A 21,711-nucleotide genomic window follows, 5' to 3' on the forward strand; every position below is an offset into this window, starting at 1 on the left:
TAGCCTCTCAATTGTCTTTGGATTTTCGATCAAGACGCAGTGGCTGAGTGGGCTCTACTACGCTGATTTCATCAGCTTTTACAGCCCTACTCAACTGTGCGGAGGTGGGACAACGAAATCGAATTCTAACGAATTACCGATTTCTGTCCCACTCTCATTTCCCTGTAAATTTCGCAATTAACTCATGCCACTTTTCTGGTGCTAAAATTGCCCATGGATCTTGACCCTTGCCTAAGATACCGTAGCCAATCATCAAGCCAATTCCAAGCGCNCCCTGTAAATTTCGCAATTAACTCATGCCACTTTTCTGGTGCTAAAATTGCCCATGGATCTTGACCCTTGCCTAAGATACCGTAGCCAATCATCAAGCCAATTCCAAGCGCCAAAATCCCTAGAAGCAAAACAATAATGACCAATAGAAATCGACGTAGCACATAAGATACTTCTTTATTCATCTTCATCAGCTTCCACACTTACCCGTTCAATATTAGCTCCTAACTGAGCTAACTTTTCATGGAAACGATAATAACCTCTATCTAAATGGACAAGTTTCCCAACAACAGTCTCACCTTCAGCTATTAAACCTGTCAGGATCAAGGCTGCACTAGCACGAAGGTCCGTAGATAGCACTTCTGCCCCTTGGAGAGGTTGACCTCCGACGATACGAGCTGTGTCGCGAATAATCTCTGAATGCAAGCCCATGCGGCGCATTTCCTCTAGATGTTGGAAACGATTTTCAAAGACTGTCTCAACCATAGTTGATTCTCCTTGAGCAACCGTCATAAGAGCAGTAAATTGAGCCTGCATGTCCGTAGGGAACCCTGGATGTGGTAATGTCTTTACATGAACTGCTTTCAGTTTGTCTCGTTGAGAACGGATGCGGATACCTTCATCCTCATCGATAACTTCAACACCCATTTCCTGTAATTTCGCTATCAATGGTCGATTGTGTTCCCAGATAGCATCTTGAATTAGAACATCTCCACCTGTCATTGCAGCAGCAACCATGAAAGTCCCTGCTTCAATACGGTCTTGTACAACATTATGTGTCGCACCATGTAATGTTTCAACACCAGTGATGGTGATACTTTCTGTTCCTGCGCCTTTGACTTTAGCTCCCATTTTATTCAAGAGGACAGCCAAGTCTACAATTTCAGGTTCACGCGCAGCATTTTCGATAACAGTTACGCCATCAGCTAGCGTTGCAGCCATCATCAAGTTTTGGGTTGCCCCAACACTAGGAAAGTCCATATAGATATGGGCTCCATGCAAGCGTTCTGCCTTAGCTTCGATATAGCCAGCTGTTTGGGTGATCTTAGCCCCCATTGCTTCCAAACCTTTAAGGTGAAGGTCAATCGGACGACTACCGATCGTACAACCACCTGGCATCGAAACTTTAGCGTGACCAACCCTAGCCAGGATTGGACCCAAGACTACAATAGAAGCACGCATCTTGCTGACATACTTATAGGGAGCTTCTTCTGTGATATCATCTGTCGCATCCACTTCAACAATGTGTGCATCTTGATCAAAATTAACTTTCGCATTTAATCCACGAACTACTTGGTTCATGGTAAAGACATCCGATAGGATAGGAACATTTTTTAAAACTGTTTTTCCTTCGCTTGCTAAAATTGTCGCTGCAAGTAGTGGCAAAACTGCATTTTTCGCGCCCTCAATTGTAACACTTCCGACAAGGCGATTATCGCCACCTCGAACTACAATTTTTTCCATAAATATTTTCCTTTACTTTCGAATTTAGAATAATGTCCGTACAGCTTCTTGCCATAATTGGTAGAGATTTAGGAAAAAAGAACTGATTAGATATCCTAAACCGATACTACACAATACTACCAAAAGTCGTACCTTCCTCGCATTGTCCTTGGTCACCTTCAAAATTTGATCCCATTTGACTAAATCTTTCAAAAGTTGAAAAACTAGGTAGACAAAAAACATATGACTACTGAGGGTAAAAAACAATTGAATCATCTGCCTATTATACCATCTTCTCTTTTTCTACGCTAGTCTATGGACTTGCACTATATTCTATGGGTTGTTTTTCAAGTAATCAATTGCATCCTGAAGTGTTTTTACAGGAACAATCTTCATGTCTGTCTTAATCATTTCAGCAGCTTCTACAGCCGTGTCATAATTGCTTTTAGCATTAGGATTGGCCTTTTTAGCTTCTTCAGTTACTGGATTGTTAGGAGCAAAAAATACAGTAGCTCCTTTTTTTGCAGCAGCAACAACTTTTTTGTCAATTCCACCAATATCACCAACATTTCCATCTCTGTCGATACTTCCTGTACCAGCAATGATGCGTCCATTACGAAGAGTAGGGTCTGCAATTTGCGTATAGATGGATAAACTAAACATCATTCCAGCACTCGGACCACCAATACCAGCAGTTGAAAACTTGATTGGCACATCACTTGACACTTCTGTGCGGTCAATCAATCCGATTCCAATACCATTTTTCCCATTTTCCAGAGTAATGATTTTTCCTTCAGCGGTTTTGACTTTCCCATCTTCTTGATAAGTAACCTTAACCTTGTCACCTAGAGTTTGAGAGTTGACGTAGTCGACCATTTCCTTGGAGCTCTCAAAAGTCTTATCATTGACAGCTGTTACAGTGTCAGCGATATTGAGAATACCCTTGAAGGTTGAGTTATCTGTTACGGTCAAAACATAGACTCCCAGGTATTTGAGTTCTATCTCCTTACCAGCCGCCTTCAAACCTTGATATTTGGCCATATTTTGCGAAGTTTCCATGTAAAACTGGTTAATTCGCATAAATTCTGCATCTGAAGAACCACCTGTCATTTCTTTGGCACTACGAATATCTGTAAAAGGTGTTAACCAAGCATAAACCAAGTCCACCATTCTGGCGTGTTTAACTCCAACCGTCACAAATTGGTAAGAGCCTTCTTCTTGGTCAGGTTGGTTATTGACCTGTAAAACCTTCCGAATATCTTCTGAAGTCCCCGGCACCTCAATGTAATAAGGCAGAGGCACCGTAAAAGCGATAAAAGTGACAATGAGCCCGATGATTAGATATATGGGCCATCTAGTTTTTTTCTTCATTGTTTAACTCCTCTAAGACAGCATTTGGTACATACTTGCTAATATCTTGACCAAATTTCAATAGTTCTCTCACAGCTGAAGAACTGATGTAAATATGCTCTGGTCGAGCATGGAGATAGACTGTCTCAATTTCTCCTGCTAATTGATCGTTGTAAAAATCAAAACTGGCTTCGTACTGAAGATCAGTAGCGTTACGCAAGCCACGCACCAAAACCTCTACACCTAGTTTTCTAGCAACATCTACGACTAATTCATCATGAGAGGATATGACCTGAACATTTTTTAGATGTGCCACTGCTTTTTCAACAGTCTTTAACCGACTTTCTATCGGTAAAAACCCATTTTTGTGTGGATTATAAAAAACTCCCACATACAATTGATCAAAGAGCATACTTGCACGCTCGATAAGGTCCAAATGACCATTGGTAATTGGATCAAAAGAACCTGTAAATAGGCCAATTTTATCTGACATAAACCGTCACCTTACTAATCCCATATATTTTTTCCTTCCAGATGCCCAAACAGGCAATTTCTTCTGGAAGCTCTACTGATTTATCGGTTTCACAAACCACCATGACATCATCTGAAAAAAGATCACGCTCAGCCATTTTTTCAATGTCAGATACGATCTGTTCCTTTGCATAGGGAGGGTCCAAAAAAATGAGATCGAAGACACCATCCACTTGCTCTAATGCACGACTGGATTCCATTTTCAATAATTGAAATTTAGAGGTCTCCTTGGTCATCTGAATGTTTTCTGCCACAATATTCTGTGCTCGGCGATCCTTCTCAACTAGGACAGCGCTCGACATCCCTCTTGAAACTGCTTCAATGGATAAGCCCCCACTACCAGCATAGAGATCTAGTACACGTCCTCCTTCAAAGTAAGGGCCAATCATATTGAAAATAGCTCCGCGGACCTTGTCCGATGTCGGCCTCGTTGTTTTCCCGTCCAAGGTCTTTAAAGGACGTCCTCCGTAGATTCCTGATACGATTTTCATAAGGTATATTATACCAAATTCTGATGAAATAAGAAAATCGAACCTCTCGGTTCGATTGATTAAAGAATATTCTCGTAAGTATCTCTAACTTCTTGTGGCCAAACACTGGTTTGAACTTCACCGATGTGTTTCTTACGAAGTAAGAACATGGCCATACGAGACTGTCCAATTCCTCCACCGATTGTTAAAGGAAAGAGTCCGTTCAAGAGAGCCTTATGCCATTCAAGAGATAAGCGGTCTTCATCTCCTGTAATAGCTACCTGACGACGAAGAGTGTCTTCATCGACACGAATCCCCATTGAAGACAATTCAAAGGCTGCACCCAAATTATCATTCCAAACAAGGATATCTCCATTTAGACCCTTGTAGCCATTTTCAGATTCTGTTGTCCAGTCATCATAGTCCGGCGCACGTCCGTCATGAGGTTTTCCATCTGACAATACACCACCGATACCAATTAGGAAGACCGCACCGAACTCCTTACAGATAGCATTTTCACGTTCTTTTGGAGTTAAGTCTGGGTAGCGTTCTACCAATTCTTCAGTATGGATAAAGGTAATTTGCTTCGGCAAGATTGACTCAATATCATAGCGGGCTTCGACTGCCAGCTCTGTTAAACGAATGGCCTTATAAATCTTTTCAACGGTTTCCTTGAGGTAGGCTAGATTACGCTGTCCATTAGGAATAACCTTTTCCCAGTCCCACTGGTCCACATAAACCGAGTGAGTCGCATCTAGTGAATCTTCGTCTGGACGAAGAGCCTTCATGTGAACAAAGAGGCCTTCTCCTTCACCGAAACCAAAACGAGCCAAGGTATGACGTTTCCACTTGGCAAGTGAATGCACCACTTCATAGGTTTCATTAGGAATCTGCAAAACCTTAACTGAAACTGGATTTTCAATACCTGAAAGGTTGTCCTGCATTCCATCACCAACCTTACTCAAGATTGGTCCTTGCACTTCTACTACTTCTAACTTATCTTTTAAATACTGGGTAAAGGTATTTTTTACAAATGAAATCTCTTCCTGCTGGTGAATAAAACTTTTTTTCATATGTATCCCTCCTTTTGAATAATAAAAAGATTATACCCTTTTGCTAGTAAAAATGAAAGTAAAAATTAAAAAAGAGCTCATTTGAGCTCTAAAAGTATTAATCGTCTCTTCCAAAGATACGTAGGAAGCTAAGGAAGAGGTTGATAAAGTCGAGGTAGAGGCTAAGTGCTAAAGAAATTGCCCAGCCTGTAGCTACCTGTCCATCTGACTCTTCGTAAACATAACGAATTTTTTGATTATCCCAAGCAATCAAACCTGCAAAAACAAGCACCATAACAATACTAATAATGTAGTCCATTAGGCCACTATTTAAGAAGATATTAACAACCATGGCCAGTATCAGACCAAATAAGGCTGCAATCAAAGCACGACCGATTCCACTCAAATCCTTTTTAATGACTACTCCTACGATAGCCATCACAAAGAAGAGGGCTGCACTGGAGATAAAGGCTGTCAAAACTGTCCCAGGAAGATAGAGCGAAACAATGAAGCTTAGTGAAAAACCATTAACCGCTGAGTAGAGCAGAAATATTGGAAAGGTTGCTGGACTATTCTTTACCGCTAAACCACTCGCAAAAATCACTAGAGCTACTTCTACAATTCCTGTTACGATTAGCCATATACGGGCGTTAATCATTAACTGAACAAGAAGATCTTGGAAGGTTGTTAACATCAAGGCTGAAACAATTGCAGATAAGGCAATCCCAATCCCGACAAAAGCATAGACTTTTGCATAAAATTGATTCAGACCAGAACGTTCTTGAATAATTGTTTGATTCATATCTTTTTTCTCCTTATGAAATCTTTTTACTTATTATAACAAAAATAAAACAATTTAACTCAAATAAAACATGAGTATGCCTGCAGCAATGGCAACGTTGAGACTTTCCGCTTGCCCTTTCATGGTAATATGAACCAGTTGATCTGCCTGATTTGTCATGAATGGACTAATGCCTTGACCTTCATTTCCCATAACCAAGACGAAATCTGCTAGCTGAGCAAGCTCACGATAATCTTTAGAGTTTTGGGACAAAGTAGTTGCCAGAATTGGTAAATTGCCCTTTTTAGCCTCTTCAACAAAAGTTTCAATAGGCATCCGATAAATCGGTAAATGAAAATGACTGCCCTGCATGGATCGAAGAGTCTTCAAGCTATAAATATCTGCTGACTTGCTTGAAACAACGACTCCCGAAAAACCTGCCGCATCTGCCGTTCGGATCATTGTGCCAACATTTCCAGGATCCTGCACGTCTTCCAAGAAAAGATATTTCCCTTGGCTCAAATCCGGCAACTGCTCTTCTTCCTTTTGAACAATGGCTACAATGCCCTGAGGAGTTTGTGAATCTGCTAAATCAAGCAAGATTTCTTCGGCCACAAAGACAGTCTGAGGGTAGTCCGTTAATTTTTCACCATACTCTGAAAGGGCAAATATTTTCTCAATCTTTGCACCAGCCTGAACAGCCTCTTCAAACAAATGCCATCCTTCAATTAAATAAGAAGATTTTCGATATTTTTTTTGATGCAATTTCTTGGCATTTTTTACCACAGAATTGGCTTTAGAGGTTATAATAGTCATAGGAGTATTATAACACAATCAAGGAGGTTTGGTATGCAAAAGGTCAAAATGATCGCACAGGGTCGAGTTCAAGGCGTTGGTTTCCGCTGGGGCGTCTACACCCTTGCCCTCGAACTAGGTGGAATCACTGGTCGTGTCTGGAACAATGATGACGGAACCGTTGAAATTCTTGCCCAAGCAGAGTCTTCAGCTATCATGGCTAAGTTCATCCAAGAGATTCGAAAAGGACCTACTCCCTTCTCAAAAGTAACTTATCTAGATGTTCAATTGAGCAACTTCCCATCCTATTCAGATTTCAAAGTAGCAAATTAGGTCTCTAGAACTATTGTATATTTTCAAAAAAAACAGTAGAATAGAAAGGTATCATTTTTAAGAAGGAATTAAAACAGTGAAATCAATTAAACGAATCGCCCTCTCTATCATGGGAGTGGCCATGCTATTAGTCTTAACAGGCTGTGTCCAGGTTGATAAAGCAACTGGACAACCAACAGGATTTATTTGGAATACAATCGGAGCACCTATGGCTGAAGCCATCAAGTACTTTGCTACTGATAAAGGGCTAGGCTTTGGGGTCGCTATTATTATCGTAACCATCATCGTCCGCTTGATTATTTTGCCACTGGGTATCTATCAATCTTGGAAGGCAACGCTTCACTCTGAAAAGATGAACGCCCTCAAGCATGTTCTTGAGCCACATCAAACTCGTCTCAAAGAAGCAACTACTCAAGAAGAAAAACTGGAAGCCCAACAAGCTCTCTTTGCTGCTCAAAAAGAGCACGGTATCAGCATGTTTGGCGGAGTAGGATGTTTCCCTCTCCTCATCCAAATGCCTTTCTTCTCAGCGATCTACTTTGCTGCTCAACATACAGAAGGTGTTGCTGAAGCTAGCTTCTTAGGAATCGCACTTGGTTCTCCAAGTTGGATTCTTATCGCCTGTGCAGGTGTTCTCTACTACGTCCAATCGCTCCTTTCACTACACGGAGTTGAAGATGAGACTCAAAGAGAACAACTCAAGAAGATGATTTACATGAGTCCAATGATGATTGTCATGTTTTCAATTTTCTCACCAGCCAGCGTTACGCTTTACTGGGTTGTCGGTGGTTTCATGATGATCCTTCAACAATTCATCGTCAACTACATCATTCGTCCAAAACTTCGTAAAAAAGTACGTGAAGAATATGCCAAGAACCCACCAAAAGCAAGCAAAACTTCAGGTGCTCGTAAAGATGTAACTCCTGAATCAGCAGCAGTTATCTCAACTTCTACTAAGAAGAAAAATAAAAAACGCAATTCTGGAAAACAACATTCTAGATAAAAAATAAAAGGAGGCTAGGACAAAAGTCCTAGCCTCTAAATTGTCTTTAGATTGTCGAGCAAGACGCAGTGGTTGAGTGGGCTCTACTACGCGGATTTCATCAGCTTTTACCTCCCTACTCAACTGTGCGGAGGTGGGACGACGAAATCGAATTCTTACGAATTACCGATTTCTGTTCCACTCTCTTTTTCATATCAGAAAAGCCCGATGTTCCCATCAGGCTTCTTTTTATCCATGTACACGTTTCATGTAATCTTGATAACTTTCTGTATCCATCAATTCCTTAGCATTCTTCACACGATCTGCCGTTGGAGGTTTAACCCCTTCAAGAGAATACGGAATGCCAAGCTCGCGCCATTTGAATTCTCCCATAGTGTGGTAGGGTAGGATTTCAAACTTATCAACGTTTTTAAGAGTTTTTACGAACTTACCAAGCTCAATCAAATCTTCATCACGGTCTGTCAATCCAGGCACAAGAACGTGACGAATCCAAACAGGTTTCCCAATATCTGACAAGTACTGAGCACATGCCAAGATATTTTTATTGGTTTGACTGGTTACAATCTTGTGTTGTGCTTCGTTGATTTCCTTGATATCAAGAAGAACCAAGTCTGTCACGGCCATTAACTTATTGAACTTTTCTAGATAGCGTGGTTTATTACGGAATGGAAGGGCACAAGTATCCAAGGTACAGTGGATTCCTTTTTCTTTTGCTTTGGTAAAGAGGGCAATCAAGAAATCAATCTGCAAGAGAGCTTCTCCTCCACTGACTGTGATACCTCCCTTGTCTCCCCAGAAACCACGATAACGAAGCGCTTCTTCTAGAACATCATCTACTGTTCGTACACGAGATTTATTGGTTTCCATCGCCCATGTGTCAGGGTTATGGCAATATTGGCAACGCATCTGACAGCCCTGCAAAAAGACAATAAAACGAATCCCAGGGCCATCTACCGCCCCAAAACTCTCTGTCGAATGCACCATTCCTGTCACTTGTCCATAGTCAATTGTTTCTTCAGACATCACGTCACCTTCCTTGAAACCGTTTTATAGCTTTATTATATCATGCCTGAAAAGAAAAACCACAGATTTTGTCTATTTTTTAGAAAACAAACTGTTTTTCACTTTCAACTTTCATGATTTTCAAAAATTTTTCTAATCCTTGTCAAATTCGAATCCATAGAGAGTTGCAAAATAGTCCTCAGGTCGCTCTGCTCTACGGATTAGCCGTGCACCACCGTCCTCTGTATAGAGAACCTCTGCTGAACGAAGTTTGGCATTGTACTGGTAGCCCATAGAGAAGCCATGCGCACCTGTATCATGAATGACTAACAAATCACCAATTTCTGTTTGAGGTAGTTCACGATTAACTGCAAACTTATCGTTGTTTTCACAAAGAGAGCCAACAACATCAACTACCTCCGTCTGACCGTCAGGATTCATCATATTGGTGATGTGGTGATAAGCTCCATACATAGCCGGTCTCATAAGATTGACAGCTGATGCATCTACTCCGAGATAAGTTCGGTAGGTTTTCTTTTTATGGGTTACTTTAGTCACTAGAATTCCATGAGGTGCCAACATAAAGCGTCCTAGTTCTGTAAAAATCTTAACTTGACCAAGACCTGCTGGCGTAAGAACTTCTTCATAAACCTGACGAACACCCTCACCAATTAAAGCAATGTCATTAGGCTCTTGTTCTGGGCGGTAGTTGACCCCGATTCCTCCAGAAAGATTGATGAAATCAAGGGAGATTCCTAATTTATCTTTTATTTCTACAGCTAATTCAAAAAGCTGTCGCGCCAATTCTGGATAATAGAGATGAGTAACAGTATTGGAAGCTAGGAAGGAATGAATCCCAAAAGTTCTTGCTCCCTTTTCTTTCAAGATAGCAAAGGCTTCAAAGAGCTGTTCCTTTGTCATCCCGAACTTAGCTTCACCAGGATTATCCATAATATCCGTTCCTAGTTCAAATACGCCACCAGGATTGTAACGGCAAGAGATAATCTCAGGAATTCCCGCAGCGCGCTCTAAATGGTCGATATCTTCAAAGGCATCCAAGTTGATAGTCGCCCCTAATTCACGGGCATAGGCGTACTCTTGGTCTGGTGTATTGTTTGATGAAAACATCATCTCCGCCCCTGTAAACCCAAGCTTGTGACTCATCAAGAGCTCTACATAACTAGAACAATCCACTCCACATCCTTCTTCTTGCAAAATCTTCAAGATAGCTGGAGTTGGGGTTGCCTTAACTGCGAAGTATTCTTTAAAGCCTTTATTCCAAGAGAAAGCTTCATTAACTGCGCGTGCTTTCTCGCGAATACCTTTTTCATCGTAGAGATGGAAGGGAGTTGGAAACTCTTCAACAATCTTTTCTAAGTCTTCACGTTTAATAAATGGCGTCTTCATAGGGCTCCTTCATATTCATTATCAAAGAAAGGCTGGGACGAAAGTTCCAACCTTTAAGCATCTTATTCTCTCTTATTTTTCTGTTTCGAAGATATTCCCAACTTCAACTTCAATTTGTTGGTTCTTCACATCAATATTGGTAACTTTTAAGAGTGATTTGTAGTCAAACTGCTGTTCACGATCTTCCTGAGCATTATCAGCAAAAACAGCTACACCAGCTAACTCAGAATCAAACTCTGTTAAAAGGCTAATCATACCGTTAATCGTTCCTCCGCCTTTCAAGAAGTCATCAACAATCAGGACACGGCTTCCTGCTTTAAGGCTACGTTTTGAAAGGAACATTTTTTCAATACGGTCGCTAGAACCTGAAACATAGTTAACACTCACAGTTGAACCTTCTGTGATTTTCAAGTCACGACGGACAATGACAAAAGGTACGTTGAGAACATTTGCTACTGCATTTGCAAGCGGAACCCCTTTGGTCGCTACCGTCATAACAGCATCAATCTTTTGGTCCATAAAGCTCTTAGCAATAATACGTCCAATATTTTTTAAAATAGCCGGAGTACTAAGGAGATCAGACAAATAAATGTAGCCACCTGGCAGAATGCGGTCACTCTCTGAAAGTTTATCGCGAAGCTCTTGGATGATTGTTTTGGACTCAAGGGTAGAGATAGATGGTGTGAAAATAACCCCACCACCAGCACCTGTCACCGTTTGAATATGGCCGATTTCAATTTCTTCAAAGGCGCGCTTAATAATGACAATATCTTCTGAAATAGAAGATTTGGCAGATTCATACTTTTCCGCAAAGGTATTGAGACTGGTTAATTTGTATGGATTGTTAATCAAATAATTGGAAATAACAACCATCCGATCACTTCTTCTTAATTTCATTAGTTATTCACCATTCTTTTTAATTAGTCTTTTTCTCATTATAACACACTAAAGCAAAAAAAACGAACTTTATTGTCTAAATAAAGCTCATTTTTTTAGTTTCTAGTCTAATTTTGGCTTGTAGAAGGAACGATTGTCCATTGCAAAGACTTTATTGGTCATTTCACCCTCATCAACAAGAGCCAGAGCTGTTGACATCATCATCATACTCGCATCCAAATTATCAATCATATGAATAATTTCAGCTTCCATCACACGAGGACGAACTGGACTACCATACTCGAGTAATCCATGGTGACTGAGAATCACATGGCGCAGAAGCACCACTTCTTCTCGAGTGTCATCGATACCAAGTTCCATAACTGCTTTGGTAATCTCGCTATCAATCAAAGCGATATGGCCGATAAGATTTCCTCTCACTGTATACTCTGTCTGGTCCGGACCTGTTAACTCAATAACCTTAGCCAGGTCATGAAGCATAATTCCCGCATAGAGCAAGCTCTTATTGAGCTGTGGGTAGACATCTGCAATTGCCTCTGCTAAACGAACCATAGTCGCTGTATGATAAGCAAGCCCTGTTTCAAAGGCATGGTGGTTGGTTTTTGCAGCTGGATAAGAATAAAATTCTTTATCATATTTGGTATAGAGGGCCCGAACGATTCGTTGCCAGATGGGATTTTCAATCTTGAAAATCATCTGTGCCATGTACTCACGGATTTCTTTAACATCCACTGGTGATTTGACCTTGAAGTCTGCTGGGTCATTGGGTTCGCCAGGCTGAGGTAAGCGAAGGGTGATTTGATTTACCTGTGGAGTGTTGTTGTAAACTTCACGACGTCCTTGCATGTGGACAACTTTTCCTGCAGTAAAGGCCTCAACGTTATGAGGTTGGGCATCCCAGAGCTTTCCTTCGATTTCCCCGCTATCATCTTGGAAGGTGAAAGCTAGGTAATTTTTCCCAGCACGCGTCTGTCTCAGATCGGCTGATTTGATCAGGTAAAAGCCTTCGAACAGTTCATCTTTTTTCATGTGACTAATCTTCATATTCTTCCTCATCTTCTTGGAACTGGAGCAAATCAAGCATAGGCTCACCTTCTGACAATTCAATATGTCGGAGAGTTCGCTCGATAGCTGAAGTACGTCGGTTTAACAATTCATCAATATTACCAGTGGCATGTTGGAGGTGTTTTTGCGCTTTAACCAGAATGCCACCAAACTTGCCAAATTCGGTTTTGACGTTGGCTAGAGTTTGGCTAATATGGTCAGCACTCTTTTGGATATTCAGAGTCTTGAAGCCGACCGATAGGGAGTTAAGAAGGGCTGACAAGGTACTTGGTCCCGCAACGATAATCTGCTCTTCCCGTCTCAAGCCATCAAAGAAAATAGGATTTCTAACGATTTCTGAGTAAAGACCTTCTGTCGGAACAAACAGAACTCCAAAATTGGTCGTCCTTGGCGGTGCTATGTACTTGCTCTTGATATCCTTGGCAAAACGCTTGACGCTTGCTAGGAGAGACTTACGACAGCGCTCAATCTCGTCCTTGTCACCTGCTTCATAGGCTTCTTCCAGACGGTAATAATCTGCCAGTGGAAACTTAGAATCAATCGGTAGATAGACATATTCTTGGTCGCCTTGTCCAGGCAACTTGATGGCGTATTCTACTCGCTCACTCGAATTTTCAACCGTTGCAAATTCTCGTTCATACTGAGCAGGTGTCATGATATCTTCGATAATCTGCCCCAATTGTAATTCTCCTAGAATTCCTCTAGTTTTTGTACCAGATAAGACCTTATTAAGAGCGCCGACATCACGGGCAACCGTCTGCATTTCTCCAAGGCCACGATTGACAGATTCAAGTTGTTTTGAAACTGTCTCGAAAGACGCTTGCAAGCGTGTCTGCAAGGTCTTTTCCAACTTTTCCTCGACTGTCTGGCGCATTTGCTCCAAGCGTTGCTCATTTGATTCCTGCAAGGCCTGAAGTCGTTGGTCGGTCTTATCTCTGGTTTGGAGAAGGTTTTCATTCATCTCCTGTCGAACCTGGGTCAGACCTTGGTGCAATTCGATTCGCACCTCCTGCAAACGATCGCTAACAGCCACTTCAAGATTTTTTTGGTCCAGCTGACTAGACTGTCTGGCTTGCTCAAATCTATAATCTAACTGATCTGAAAGGTTATCTGCCTGGTCTTCTAAACTTTTGGTCAGGTATTTCTCCTGCCTATCCTGCCTTTGCCAAATAAGAAAGAGGCCGGCTAGGTTAGCAATTAGTAACAGTAGTAATATAATCTCCATCCTATCTCCTGTCCTTGCTATGCAGTACAACCACATAGCCATCTGGGCAAGTCACCGAAACTTCCCTATCTATATATTCGTTAGAAGCGTAAACTTTCTTAAAGAAAAAATTCTCCTCTGTCAGTTCATACTTGGCACCAAGAATAGTCAACTGACTATCCCTCACAGGCATAAAAGCTAGATAATCATAGTCCGAACGTGGTTCTAGCTGACTGGTCCCTTCTGGGCAATAGCTAATCAAGTTTTGCCCATCCTCAATCTCTATTTGACGCATATAGGGCGCCAATTTAGGATTGCTAGGCAGAAAGACATTAGCCAGCATATGGTCGATGCGACCACCTAGGGCACCAAAAATGGTCACCTGAGCCTGAGGATTTTTTTCAAAAATCGTTAAAAGTGCTAGTTCCAGATCGGTATCATCCTTCTCTGGCTGAGCTTGGACAAAGTGTTGGGCACGTTCTTGAATCAACTGACGTTCTTCTACAGTCACAGAATCAAAATCCCCAACTGCTAAAGCAAGAGCAAGTTCTTCTTCCAATATCCAGAGTGAGCCTCGATCCACACCGACAAAACAGTCAAAATCTGTCCGGTAGTGACCGCGGTCTCCCCCTGCAAAAACTGCAGCTTTAGTCCAGTTGATTTCTGAGAGCTTGCACTCGTTCATTGACATCTCCCTTAAAGACATAAGATCCCGCTACAAAAACTGTAGCGCCAGCTTCTTTGGCTTGAGCAATAGTCTGGTCATCAATCCCACCATCGACTTCGATTTCAAAGTTCAAGCCTTTTTCCTCACGAAGGGCAACTAACTCACGAATCTTATCCATGGTTTCAGGGAGAAAAGCTTGCCCGCCAAATCCAGGATTAACCGTCATGACCAAAACTTGATCAACTAAGTGAAGGACATGTTTAATCGCCTCAACAGGCGTACCTGGGTTAATGACAACCGAAGGTTTAACACCGAGAGAACGAATCTTTTGAAGAGCGCCATGGATATGAGGTGTTGCCTCGACATGGATGCTGATGATGTCAGCTCCTGCACGCGCAAAATCCTCTAAATGATGTTCTGGGTTAGAGACCATCAAGTGGCAGTCAAAGACCATCTTGCTGTGAGGACGAAGACTTTCTACCACACCAGCACCAAAGCTGATCTGAGGTACAAAGTGACCATCCATGATATCGATATGGGCGTATTCTGCCCCAGTTGCTTCTAGGCGTTTAATTTCACGTTCAAAGTTGGCATAATCTGCTGCCAGAATTGACGGAGCAATCTTGTATTGAGACATAGGTTTCTCCTTATTTTGGAATTTTTTTGCTGACTTTTTTATAGGTTTCTCTGCGATTTTCAATCTCACTGAGGAATTGTAGATAGTTGTCGAAACGGAAGTTTGCAATGATGCCCTCTTCTACTGCTGGTTTCACTGCACAAGATGGTTCATGAGTATGCGTACAAGTACGGAACTTACAGTCGCGACTGACACTAGCAATCTCTGGAAAGGCCTGGTTCAGCTCTTCAGCACTTGATACTTCATAATCTAGTGACGAAAAACCTGGTGTATCTGCGATTTTGCCTCCATTTAGGTTGTAAAAACTAACAGCTCGAGTGGTATGACGACCACGGCCTAGACTATCAGAGATTTCTCCCGTCTCTAGATTGAGGTCAGGAGCAATTTTATTAAGGAGGGTTGACTTTCCAACACCTGTCTGCCCCATAAAGACTGTCACTTTGTCTGTCAACAAGAGCAAGAGTTCCTCTTTACTAGTCACAAAATCGTAACCAATAGCACGATAGGTCTGCTCGTAAAAGTCCAGTTCTCCCCCATCTTCCAGTAAGTCCATCTTGGAAATATAGACGATAGGATGAATCCCCTTGTGCTCTAAAAGAACCAAGAACCGATCCAACAAGTTGCTATTAAAGTCAGGTTCTTTAACGGACATAATGACAACGGCTTGGTCAATATTGACAATGGGTGGACGAACCAGACTATTTTTTCGTTCATGAATTTCCAAAATATAGCCTTCTGAGTTCTCCTCTGCAGAAAAATCTACCCAATCCCCAACATAGGGCGTATGGCCTTTTTTACGAAAATTTCCACGGGCGCGTGTTTGATAAACCTGGCCCTCACTCTCCACATAGTAGAAGCCAGCCAAGGCTTTAATGATTTGTCCCTGCATCTTAGAGTCCTTGTTCTTTAAGTGCGTCTGCTAGACTGGCAAATTCTTCTAAGCCCAGAGCTTCACCACGCACACTCGGTGACAAGCCTGCTTGGTCCAAAGCCTTGGTCAGCTTATCCTTGATTTCCTCAGTCTTCCCAAAGTAGCCTGTCAAGTTGTTCCACAAGGTCTTACGACGATGAGTAAAACTAGCCTTGGAAACTTTAAAGAAGAAGTTCTCATCTTCAACCGACACAGCTGGTTCTGGACGGCGCACCATTTTTAAGATAGCTGAATCTACATTTGGCGCTGGCACAAATACTGTACGAGGCACGATAAAGGCAACCTTGGCAGTCATATAATACTGAACTGCAATTGACAAGCTACCGTAAGCCTTGGTATTTGGCTTAGCAGAGATACGATCTGCCACTTCTTTTTGCATCATGACCACAAACTCACTAAAAGGAATGCCACTTTCAATCAAGTGCATGAGAATAGGAGTTGTGATATAGTAGGGCAAGTTTGCCACTACCTTAATTGGTAAATCAGGGTTTTTAAAATTTTGGATATGCTGCGCTAGGTCAACTTTTAGAATGTCCTCATTGACTACGGTCACATTGTCAAAATCACGCAGGGTATCTGCTAGAATTGGCACCAAACGGTGGTCAATCTCAAAGGCCATAACTTCAGCCGCACGCTCAGCCAAAAATTCCGTCAAGGCACCAATTCCTGGACCAATTTCAATAACATTGACCTGGTCATCAACTTCAGCCGTATCCACAATTTTTTGAAGGATATTGGTATCGGTCAAAAAATTTTGCCCGAAGGATTTTTTAAAGGTAAAACCGTGACGCTCCAGTACTGCCTTGGTCACGCTATAATCTGCAATTCTCATTTATTCTCTTTTCTAACTATTGAAAGGTTTTCTAATCTTGAGCTCTTCCTTCTAGCTCCTCACTAAGTTTTTGCATATCTCTAAAAGCTGTTAGGCTAACATAAGCACCTGCTTCATAGTATTCCGTGGGATTTATGGCATAGTCAAAACCTTCAATCATGCCTCCAGCTTCTTCAATCATCCCATTCCATTTTTCATCAAAGACCATTCTCAGACGTTTCCAATCGGTAAAGACTGGGACGGAATTTCGTCCATCTTTTCCCTCTCTAACGGGGATATTAAAGTTAGCGTCTTTTTCTAAAACAAAGGAATTTCCTTCTGAATTATCCTCTGGGAATCCTGATGTTGCATCTAATGGAAGCAAGAATTTTGCCTTAGGCATAGCCATAGAAAAGAACTTGTAGTAAAGCCCATAAACTAGTTTTTGCTCTTCTGTAGTCGGTTGATCCATCTGCCCCATCAAGAGCATCCATCTCATTAGGTCTGGATTCATGACAGGCACTTGTATTTCTGGTAAATCAGAAAAATCTGGTTTTTGAACCAAGGCAGAGGCACTGATGCTGACTTCCTTGGAATTAAAGATTGCTCCCAGGGCACCATTTAAGTAAAAGGCTGTCCCAAGGAAATTTTCAATCCCTTTTTTATCTTCCGTATTTTCAATCAGTTTAACAACTGAGTTTGGTCGACTGTCAATGGTTTCCTTGAATTGGCGATACCAAGATGGGGTCAAAAGCATAATCATGGGATCAGTACACAGATAACCTTCCTCACCTCTATCATAAGTCGTTGAAAAAAGGTAAGGTTCGCCTGTTTTTTCTGAATAAACTGCATAAACTGAATCTGCTGCTAACAACTTGTCCTTGACGATTTCCGCTAGACGTTCCAACTTGCGAGTGTTGGCTTGATAGCTTTCTTCACTTTCAGTTTCCTGATTTTGACGGCATTTCCATAAAAAGAGACGTGAAATCTCTACGCTATCATCAAGGCTAGCTGCCAAATAGTCTTCGTTTGTTAACTGACCCTCTTGGATAGCTACAAAAGCACGATAAAGAGCATCAGAATAGCTAGATAATTTTTGCTCTTCCTCAATACCTGAACTAAAGAGCACACTTCCTTTTTTCAGTTTATCCAAAGAAGGAATCCTATCAACCACTATATGGGCAAGAACTTCATCCGTTAGACTATCTGCATCTTTGTTTTGACTGCTGAGTTTTTTAACCTCTACAGTACCAAGACTTTCCATTCCTTGGTCGGGATTGCAAAACTGCAACTGATCTCCAACCTTGATACTACCTTCTAGACTCCCAACAATCAATAATTGGTTCGTTTCCTTCATTGGGAGAAAGTCCAAAACTCCTACACATGCATTGTTTTTAGACTCTTCTTCCGCTTCAGTCTTTTTCAAATAGTCAAAGATTCCCATTTTTTCTCCTCATTATCTCCACTTAGCACAATTCCTATGGAGTCACTTTTCTAATGCTTGCTACCAAGCCTGATTAAACCGTATATGATTACTTCTATTGTATCATATTCCCTCGGTATTTTGGGGTGGTTTCTCAATTATCATATGATTTCATAGCTTCTTCAACTTCAGCTAGACTGATCCCAAATAATTCTAAACGTTTAAGGAGTTGTTTCCCATTGGAATAACCGATACGAAGACTTTCTCCTAGATATTCTCTGCGTTTTCGGCTATCTGCTCCGGCTAGAAAACCAAGGCGAATCAAGTCGCTACGGCTAATATCAAAGTCACTTTCTACTTCAAACTGTTCAGTTACTTGTTCTAGCGCTGTTCTCAAGTCTTCGTAGCTGGCATGTTCGATTCCCAGTGAACGTCCCTTGGTCTTAGACTTAGGCGCTGCCTCGTCTCGTTTGAGAAAAGCGTGTTGAACTGTCGGAATGGCCGTCATAATCATCCGACGAATGCGTTCCCCGTTAAAATCAGGATCTGTAAAGACAATCACCCCATAACGTTGGTGTAGACGTTGGATTCGTTCGAGATCCTGCTCATTGATAGCTGAGCCACGAGTCTCATAGGTCTCCACATCAAAATAACGTTTGAGATTGGCCGTATCATCGCGTCCTTCAACTACGATGACTTGGGAAATTTTCTCTTTCATGATTTACGTTCCAATCCAAAGATGCCTTCTGCATTGGTACTTGTCGCAGTAGCTAATTCTTCTGTTGTCATACCACGCAAGTCCGCAATAAAGTCCACTACATAGCGCGTGTAAGCTGTCTTGTTTTCACGCCCGCGCTTGGGTACTGGGGCTAAATAAGGTGCATCCGTTTCTACCAAAATCTTATCCAAAGGCAACTCTTTAGCTGTTTTCTGAATATCTGTCGCCTTCTTGAAAGTCACTACTCCAGAAAAGGAAATTGTCATACCAAGTTCCACAAACTTCTGAGCCCACTCTAGAGAACCTGAGAAGGAGTGCATGATGCCGCCACGTGGACCAACTCCCTCACTCTTAATAATCTCATAGGTATCTTCTAGCGCATCACGGGTGTGAACCACAAAAGGTAAATCTAATTCCTTAGATAGCTGAATCTGACGACGGAAAACATGTTCCTGCACTTCTTTAGGCGCCGTCATCCAATGATAGTCCAGTCCAATCTCACCCAAAGCAACAACTTTAGGATGTTTTAGTTTTTCTAGCAAGTAATTCTCAACATCCTCTGTATAAGTCCCTGCCTCTGTCGGATGCCAGCCAATCGTCGCATAGAGTTGGTCATACTTGTCCACTAGTTCTATGGCCCGCTCAATAGTAGGCTTGTCAAAACCCACGATATTCATCCGAGTTACACCCATTTCAGCCGCTAAGGCAAGTTCTTCTTCTTCGCGCCCCAAAAATTCTTCCACATTCAAGTGGGTATGAGTATCAAAAATCATTTATATTTCCTCGTTTTTTCTACCTTCTATTATACCAAAAAAACTAGTCTCATCCTTATAGGAAAAAATATTTTGAAATCATTCATTTTTTCTTGACGACTTTTTTTCATAGCAGTATAATAACTCTTGTTGAAATTTTCAGAAAAGGAAAGAAAATGTTTACAAAACTGAAGTATACCTTTATTGGTCGTCCCCTTAAGTCCTTAACTGAAGGCGAGGGAGGACTACTTGGAAAAACGCAGGCACTCGCAATGCTATCAAGCGATGCTCTATCATCTATTGCCTACGGGCCTGAACAGGTCGTTCTCGTATTGGCTAGCCTTTCTCCGCTTGCTATCTGGTGGAGTCTCCCTATTGGCATTTTTGTCCTCTTACTATTAGCTAGCCTGACCATTTCTTATAGACAAATCATCCATGCCTACCCTCAAGGTGGAGGTGCCTATATGGTTACTCGAGAAAACCTCTCCCCTGAGTTAGGTTTGATTGCTGGGGGAAGTCTGCTTGTTGACTATATGCTAACAGTAGCCGTATCAGTGGCAGCAGGAGCTGATGCTATCACTGCTGCACTTCCTGCCCTCCATCCTTACAACCTCCACATCTCTATTTTTCTAGTATGTTTGCTCATGCTTTTAAATCTACGAGGACTAAAGGAATCCGCAAGCTCTCTGATGATCCCAGTCTATCTCTTTATCTTTAGTACGGTCTTCCTCTTATTATTTGGTTTCTTCCAACTATTGACAGGCTCTCTCAGTTATCATGCAACTTCTGCAATTGGTCAAACTGTCCCAAGTCTCTCAATTGTCCTAATCTTAAGAGCCTTTACCAGCGGTTCGGCCTCACTAACTGGAGTTGAAGCTATCTCAAATGCCGTTCCATTTTTCAAAACCCCCAAAGAAAAAAACGCAGCTCAAACATTGACCATCATGTCTCTGATTCTTGGATTTCTATTTGCAGGGATTACCTTCTTAAACTACTGGATGGGGATTACACCTCAACACGGAGAAACAATCCTCTCACAAATGGCTAAAGGGATTTTAGGTGACTCAGCTCTCGGTCAGATTGTTTATTATCTCTTCCAATTCTCAACTGCCCTAATCCTAGCCGTTGCTGCAAATACTGGTTTTTCTGCCTTTCCAATGTTGGCTTACAATATGGCTAAGAACAAGTACATGCCCCATCTCTTTATGGAAAAGGGAGACCGCCTGGGTTACTCAAACGGTATTTTAACCTTAGCTTTTGGTGCTATAATCCTTCTGCTTATTTTCAACGGAAATACAGAACGCTTGATTCCTCTCTATACTATCGGAGTTTTTGTTCCTTTTGCCCTTTCTCAAACAGGTATGATTCGCCACTGGAAAAAAGAAAAAGGCTCTCATTTCTTAAAATCTGCCTTTGCTAACATCCTCGGCTCTGTCATTTGTTACGCTATCGTCCTTATTCTACTTCTCTTTAGACTTGGGGATATCTGGCCCTTCTTCCCAATTATCCTGGTCCTAACCTTCCTCTTTTTGTCCATCCACAGTCATTACCAAAAGGTGGCCAAACAACTTCGGCTTTATGAAGGAATTCAAAAGAAAACCTACGACGGCAATGTCGTCCTTGTCTTAGTGGGAAATGTTACCCGAGTCAGTGTTGGAGCGATTAACTACGCTCAAAGCATAGGAGATGAAGTTTTGGCCATGCACATTTCCACCAAGGAAACTGAGGAAAAAGACCAAGAAATCCTCCAAGAATTTACCGACTACTTCCCAAATATTACTCTTAAAAACATTAATACCAGCTATCGCGATATTATCACACCTACAGTTCGATATGTTCGAAAGATTTCTCAAGAAGCCAAGAAAAAGAACTACACGGTTACAGTTCTAGTACCCCAATTTATCCCTAACAAACCTTGGCAAAATATCCTACACAATCAAATGAGCCTCAAATTAAAATATGCTCTCAGATGGCACGAAGATGTCGTCGTGGCTAGCTATTCATATCATTTGAAAGAATAAAGAAAAGCTCAAAATCAGAGAAAGCACCTCCTGATTTTGAGCTTTTTCTATATGTGATTTTTTCAAGACGTCTTGTAAAATGTTTATTCTCAATCAATAACTTTAGAAAATTCTATCTTTTAGATAAAAGAAAAATCAGTAGGCTCGA

24 protein-coding genes and 1 pseudogene are annotated in these 21,711 nt (G+C 41.6%); 3 read left to right on the top strand and 22 right to left on the bottom strand.

The features are described 5' to 3' along the window. Window positions 1-154: 154 nt before the first annotated feature. The 10 genes and pseudogenes from AB2B47_RS07930 to AB2B47_RS07975 form a co-directional block, all read right to left on the bottom strand. Window positions 155-253 (bottom strand): DNA-directed RNA polymerase subunit beta, encoded by a 99-nt coding sequence (locus AB2B47_RS07930; protein ID WP_414170794.1) that lies wholly within the window; start codon window positions 251-253, stop codon window positions 155-157. Window positions 254-272: 19 nt separating this feature from the next. Further along, window positions 273-461, bottom strand: a pseudogene (locus AB2B47_RS07935) (DNA-directed RNA polymerase subunit beta); the annotation flags it as partial. Further along, window positions 448-1,734, bottom strand: a complete 1,287-nt coding sequence (murA, locus tag AB2B47_RS07940) for a UDP-N-acetylglucosamine 1-carboxyvinyltransferase (protein WP_320694037.1) — start codon at window positions 1,732-1,734, stop codon at window positions 448-450. The gene murA and the pseudogene AB2B47_RS07935, both read right to left, overlap by 14 nt. A gap of 24 nt (window positions 1,735-1,758) precedes the next feature. Next, window positions 1,759-1,989: a DUF1146 family protein gene (locus tag AB2B47_RS07945; protein ID WP_033587493.1), complete on the bottom strand. Its 231-nt coding sequence runs from the start codon at window positions 1,987-1,989 to the stop codon at window positions 1,759-1,761. A 57-nt stretch (window positions 1,990-2,046) separates the two neighbouring features. Continuing rightward, window positions 2,047-3,084, bottom strand: coding sequence for a SepM family pheromone-processing serine protease (locus tag AB2B47_RS07950; protein ID WP_320694038.1), 1,038 nt, complete (start codon window positions 3,082-3,084; stop codon window positions 2,047-2,049). Then, the gene (gene coaD, locus AB2B47_RS07955; RefSeq protein ID WP_320694039.1) at window positions 3,068-3,556 is read right to left on the bottom strand and encodes a pantetheine-phosphate adenylyltransferase; all 489 of its coding nucleotides are present in this window, start codon (window positions 3,554-3,556) and stop codon (window positions 3,068-3,070) included. The genes AB2B47_RS07950 and coaD overlap by 17 nt, the downstream gene beginning before the upstream one ends. Next, on the bottom strand, window positions 3,546-4,085 hold the full coding sequence (rsmD, locus tag AB2B47_RS07960; protein WP_320694040.1) for a 16S rRNA (guanine(966)-N(2))-methyltransferase RsmD: 540 nt from the start codon (window positions 4,083-4,085) through the stop codon (window positions 3,546-3,548). The genes coaD and rsmD overlap by 11 nt, the downstream gene beginning before the upstream one ends. A gap of 59 nt (window positions 4,086-4,144) precedes the next feature. After that, entirely contained in the window at window positions 4,145-5,137 is a 993-nt protein-coding gene (gene asnA, locus AB2B47_RS07965; RefSeq protein WP_036752234.1) for an aspartate--ammonia ligase, read from the bottom strand. A gap of 97 nt (window positions 5,138-5,234) precedes the next feature. Continuing rightward, entirely contained in the window at window positions 5,235-5,918 is a 684-nt protein-coding gene (locus tag AB2B47_RS07970; protein ID WP_036752231.1) for a Bax inhibitor-1/YccA family protein, read from the bottom strand. A gap of 54 nt (window positions 5,919-5,972) precedes the next feature. Beyond that, entirely contained in the window at window positions 5,973-6,713 is a 741-nt protein-coding gene (locus AB2B47_RS07975; protein ID WP_036752228.1) for a TrmH family RNA methyltransferase, read from the bottom strand. Between the two features lie 33 nt (window positions 6,714-6,746). On the opposite strand from AB2B47_RS07975, the gene AB2B47_RS07980 reads away from it, so the two are divergent. Together AB2B47_RS07980 and yidC are read left to right on the top strand one after the other, a co-directional pair. Further along, entirely contained in the window at window positions 6,747-7,025 is a 279-nt protein-coding gene (locus tag AB2B47_RS07980) for an acylphosphatase (protein ID WP_001174501.1), read from the top strand. 76 nt (window positions 7,026-7,101) lie between these two features. Continuing rightward, window positions 7,102-8,028 carry a membrane protein insertase YidC gene (gene yidC, locus AB2B47_RS07985; protein ID WP_036752222.1) on the top strand — a complete coding sequence of 309 codons (927 nt, stop codon included), beginning with the start codon at window positions 7,102-7,104 and terminating at the stop codon, window positions 8,026-8,028. A gap of 228 nt (window positions 8,029-8,256) precedes the next feature. Here the strand turns inward: yidC and pflA are convergent, their stop codons facing one another. From pflA to AB2B47_RS08045, 12 genes are all read right to left on the bottom strand, one after another. Beyond that, window positions 8,257-9,051, bottom strand: a complete 795-nt coding sequence (gene pflA, locus AB2B47_RS07990) for a pyruvate formate-lyase-activating protein (RefSeq protein ID WP_004251620.1) — start codon at window positions 9,049-9,051, stop codon at window positions 8,257-8,259. 132 nt (window positions 9,052-9,183) lie between these two features. Then, a complete protein-coding gene (locus AB2B47_RS07995; protein ID WP_320694041.1) occupies window positions 9,184-10,437 on the bottom strand; it encodes a diaminopimelate decarboxylase in 1,254 nt (417 codons plus the stop codon). A 72-nt stretch (window positions 10,438-10,509) separates the two neighbouring features. After that, window positions 10,510-11,334: a pur operon repressor gene (gene purR / locus AB2B47_RS08000; protein WP_006147832.1), complete on the bottom strand. Its 825-nt coding sequence runs from the start codon at window positions 11,332-11,334 to the stop codon at window positions 10,510-10,512. A 102-nt stretch (window positions 11,335-11,436) separates the two neighbouring features. Next, window positions 11,437-12,378 carry a 3'-5' exoribonuclease YhaM family protein gene (locus AB2B47_RS08005; RefSeq protein ID WP_006152067.1) on the bottom strand — a complete coding sequence of 314 codons (942 nt, stop codon included), beginning with the start codon at window positions 12,376-12,378 and terminating at the stop codon, window positions 11,437-11,439. Then, window positions 12,368-13,624, bottom strand: a complete 1,257-nt coding sequence (locus tag AB2B47_RS08010; protein ID WP_320694042.1) for a DNA recombination protein RmuC — start codon at window positions 13,622-13,624, stop codon at window positions 12,368-12,370. The genes AB2B47_RS08005 and AB2B47_RS08010 overlap by 11 nt, the downstream gene beginning before the upstream one ends. Before the next feature lies 1 nt (window position 13,625). Then, on the bottom strand, window positions 13,626-14,288 hold the full coding sequence (locus AB2B47_RS08015; RefSeq protein ID WP_320694043.1) for a thiamine diphosphokinase: 663 nt from the start codon (window positions 14,286-14,288) through the stop codon (window positions 13,626-13,628). Continuing rightward, a complete protein-coding gene (gene rpe, locus AB2B47_RS08020; protein WP_049529734.1) occupies window positions 14,251-14,907 on the bottom strand; it encodes a ribulose-phosphate 3-epimerase in 657 nt (218 codons plus the stop codon). The genes AB2B47_RS08015 and rpe overlap by 38 nt, the downstream gene beginning before the upstream one ends. Before the next feature lie 10 nt (window positions 14,908-14,917). Further along, a complete protein-coding gene (rsgA, locus tag AB2B47_RS08025) occupies window positions 14,918-15,796 on the bottom strand; it encodes a ribosome small subunit-dependent GTPase A (RefSeq protein ID WP_247912893.1) in 879 nt (292 codons plus the stop codon). Window position 15,797: 1 nt separating this feature from the next. Then, window positions 15,798-16,670, bottom strand: a complete 873-nt coding sequence (rsmA, locus tag AB2B47_RS08030; RefSeq protein ID WP_320694044.1) for a 16S rRNA (adenine(1518)-N(6)/adenine(1519)-N(6))-dimethyltransferase RsmA — start codon at window positions 16,668-16,670, stop codon at window positions 15,798-15,800. A 31-nt stretch (window positions 16,671-16,701) separates the two neighbouring features. Further along, window positions 16,702-18,093 carry an SseB family protein gene (locus tag AB2B47_RS08035; RefSeq protein WP_320694045.1) on the bottom strand — a complete coding sequence of 464 codons (1,392 nt, stop codon included), beginning with the start codon at window positions 18,091-18,093 and terminating at the stop codon, window positions 16,702-16,704. A gap of 133 nt (window positions 18,094-18,226) precedes the next feature. Beyond that, on the bottom strand, window positions 18,227-18,790 hold the full coding sequence (gene rnmV / locus AB2B47_RS08040; protein ID WP_320694046.1) for a ribonuclease M5: 564 nt from the start codon (window positions 18,788-18,790) through the stop codon (window positions 18,227-18,229). Continuing rightward, window positions 18,787-19,563, bottom strand: coding sequence for a TatD family hydrolase (locus AB2B47_RS08045; RefSeq protein ID WP_320694047.1), 777 nt, complete (start codon window positions 19,561-19,563; stop codon window positions 18,787-18,789). Before AB2B47_RS08045 ends, rnmV begins: the two co-directional genes overlap by 4 nt. A 155-nt stretch (window positions 19,564-19,718) precedes the next feature. Between AB2B47_RS08045 and AB2B47_RS08050 the strand changes: the two genes are divergently transcribed. Beyond that, window positions 19,719-21,563 carry an APC family permease gene (locus tag AB2B47_RS08050; RefSeq protein WP_320694048.1) on the top strand — a complete coding sequence of 615 codons (1,845 nt, stop codon included), beginning with the start codon at window positions 19,719-19,721 and terminating at the stop codon, window positions 21,561-21,563. Window positions 21,564-21,711 lie beyond the last annotated feature (148 nt).

It is taken from the genome of Streptococcus wuxiensis, from assembly GCF_040888245.1.
Taxonomy (GTDB): Bacteria; Bacillota; Bacilli; order Lactobacillales; family Streptococcaceae; genus Streptococcus; species Streptococcus wuxiensis.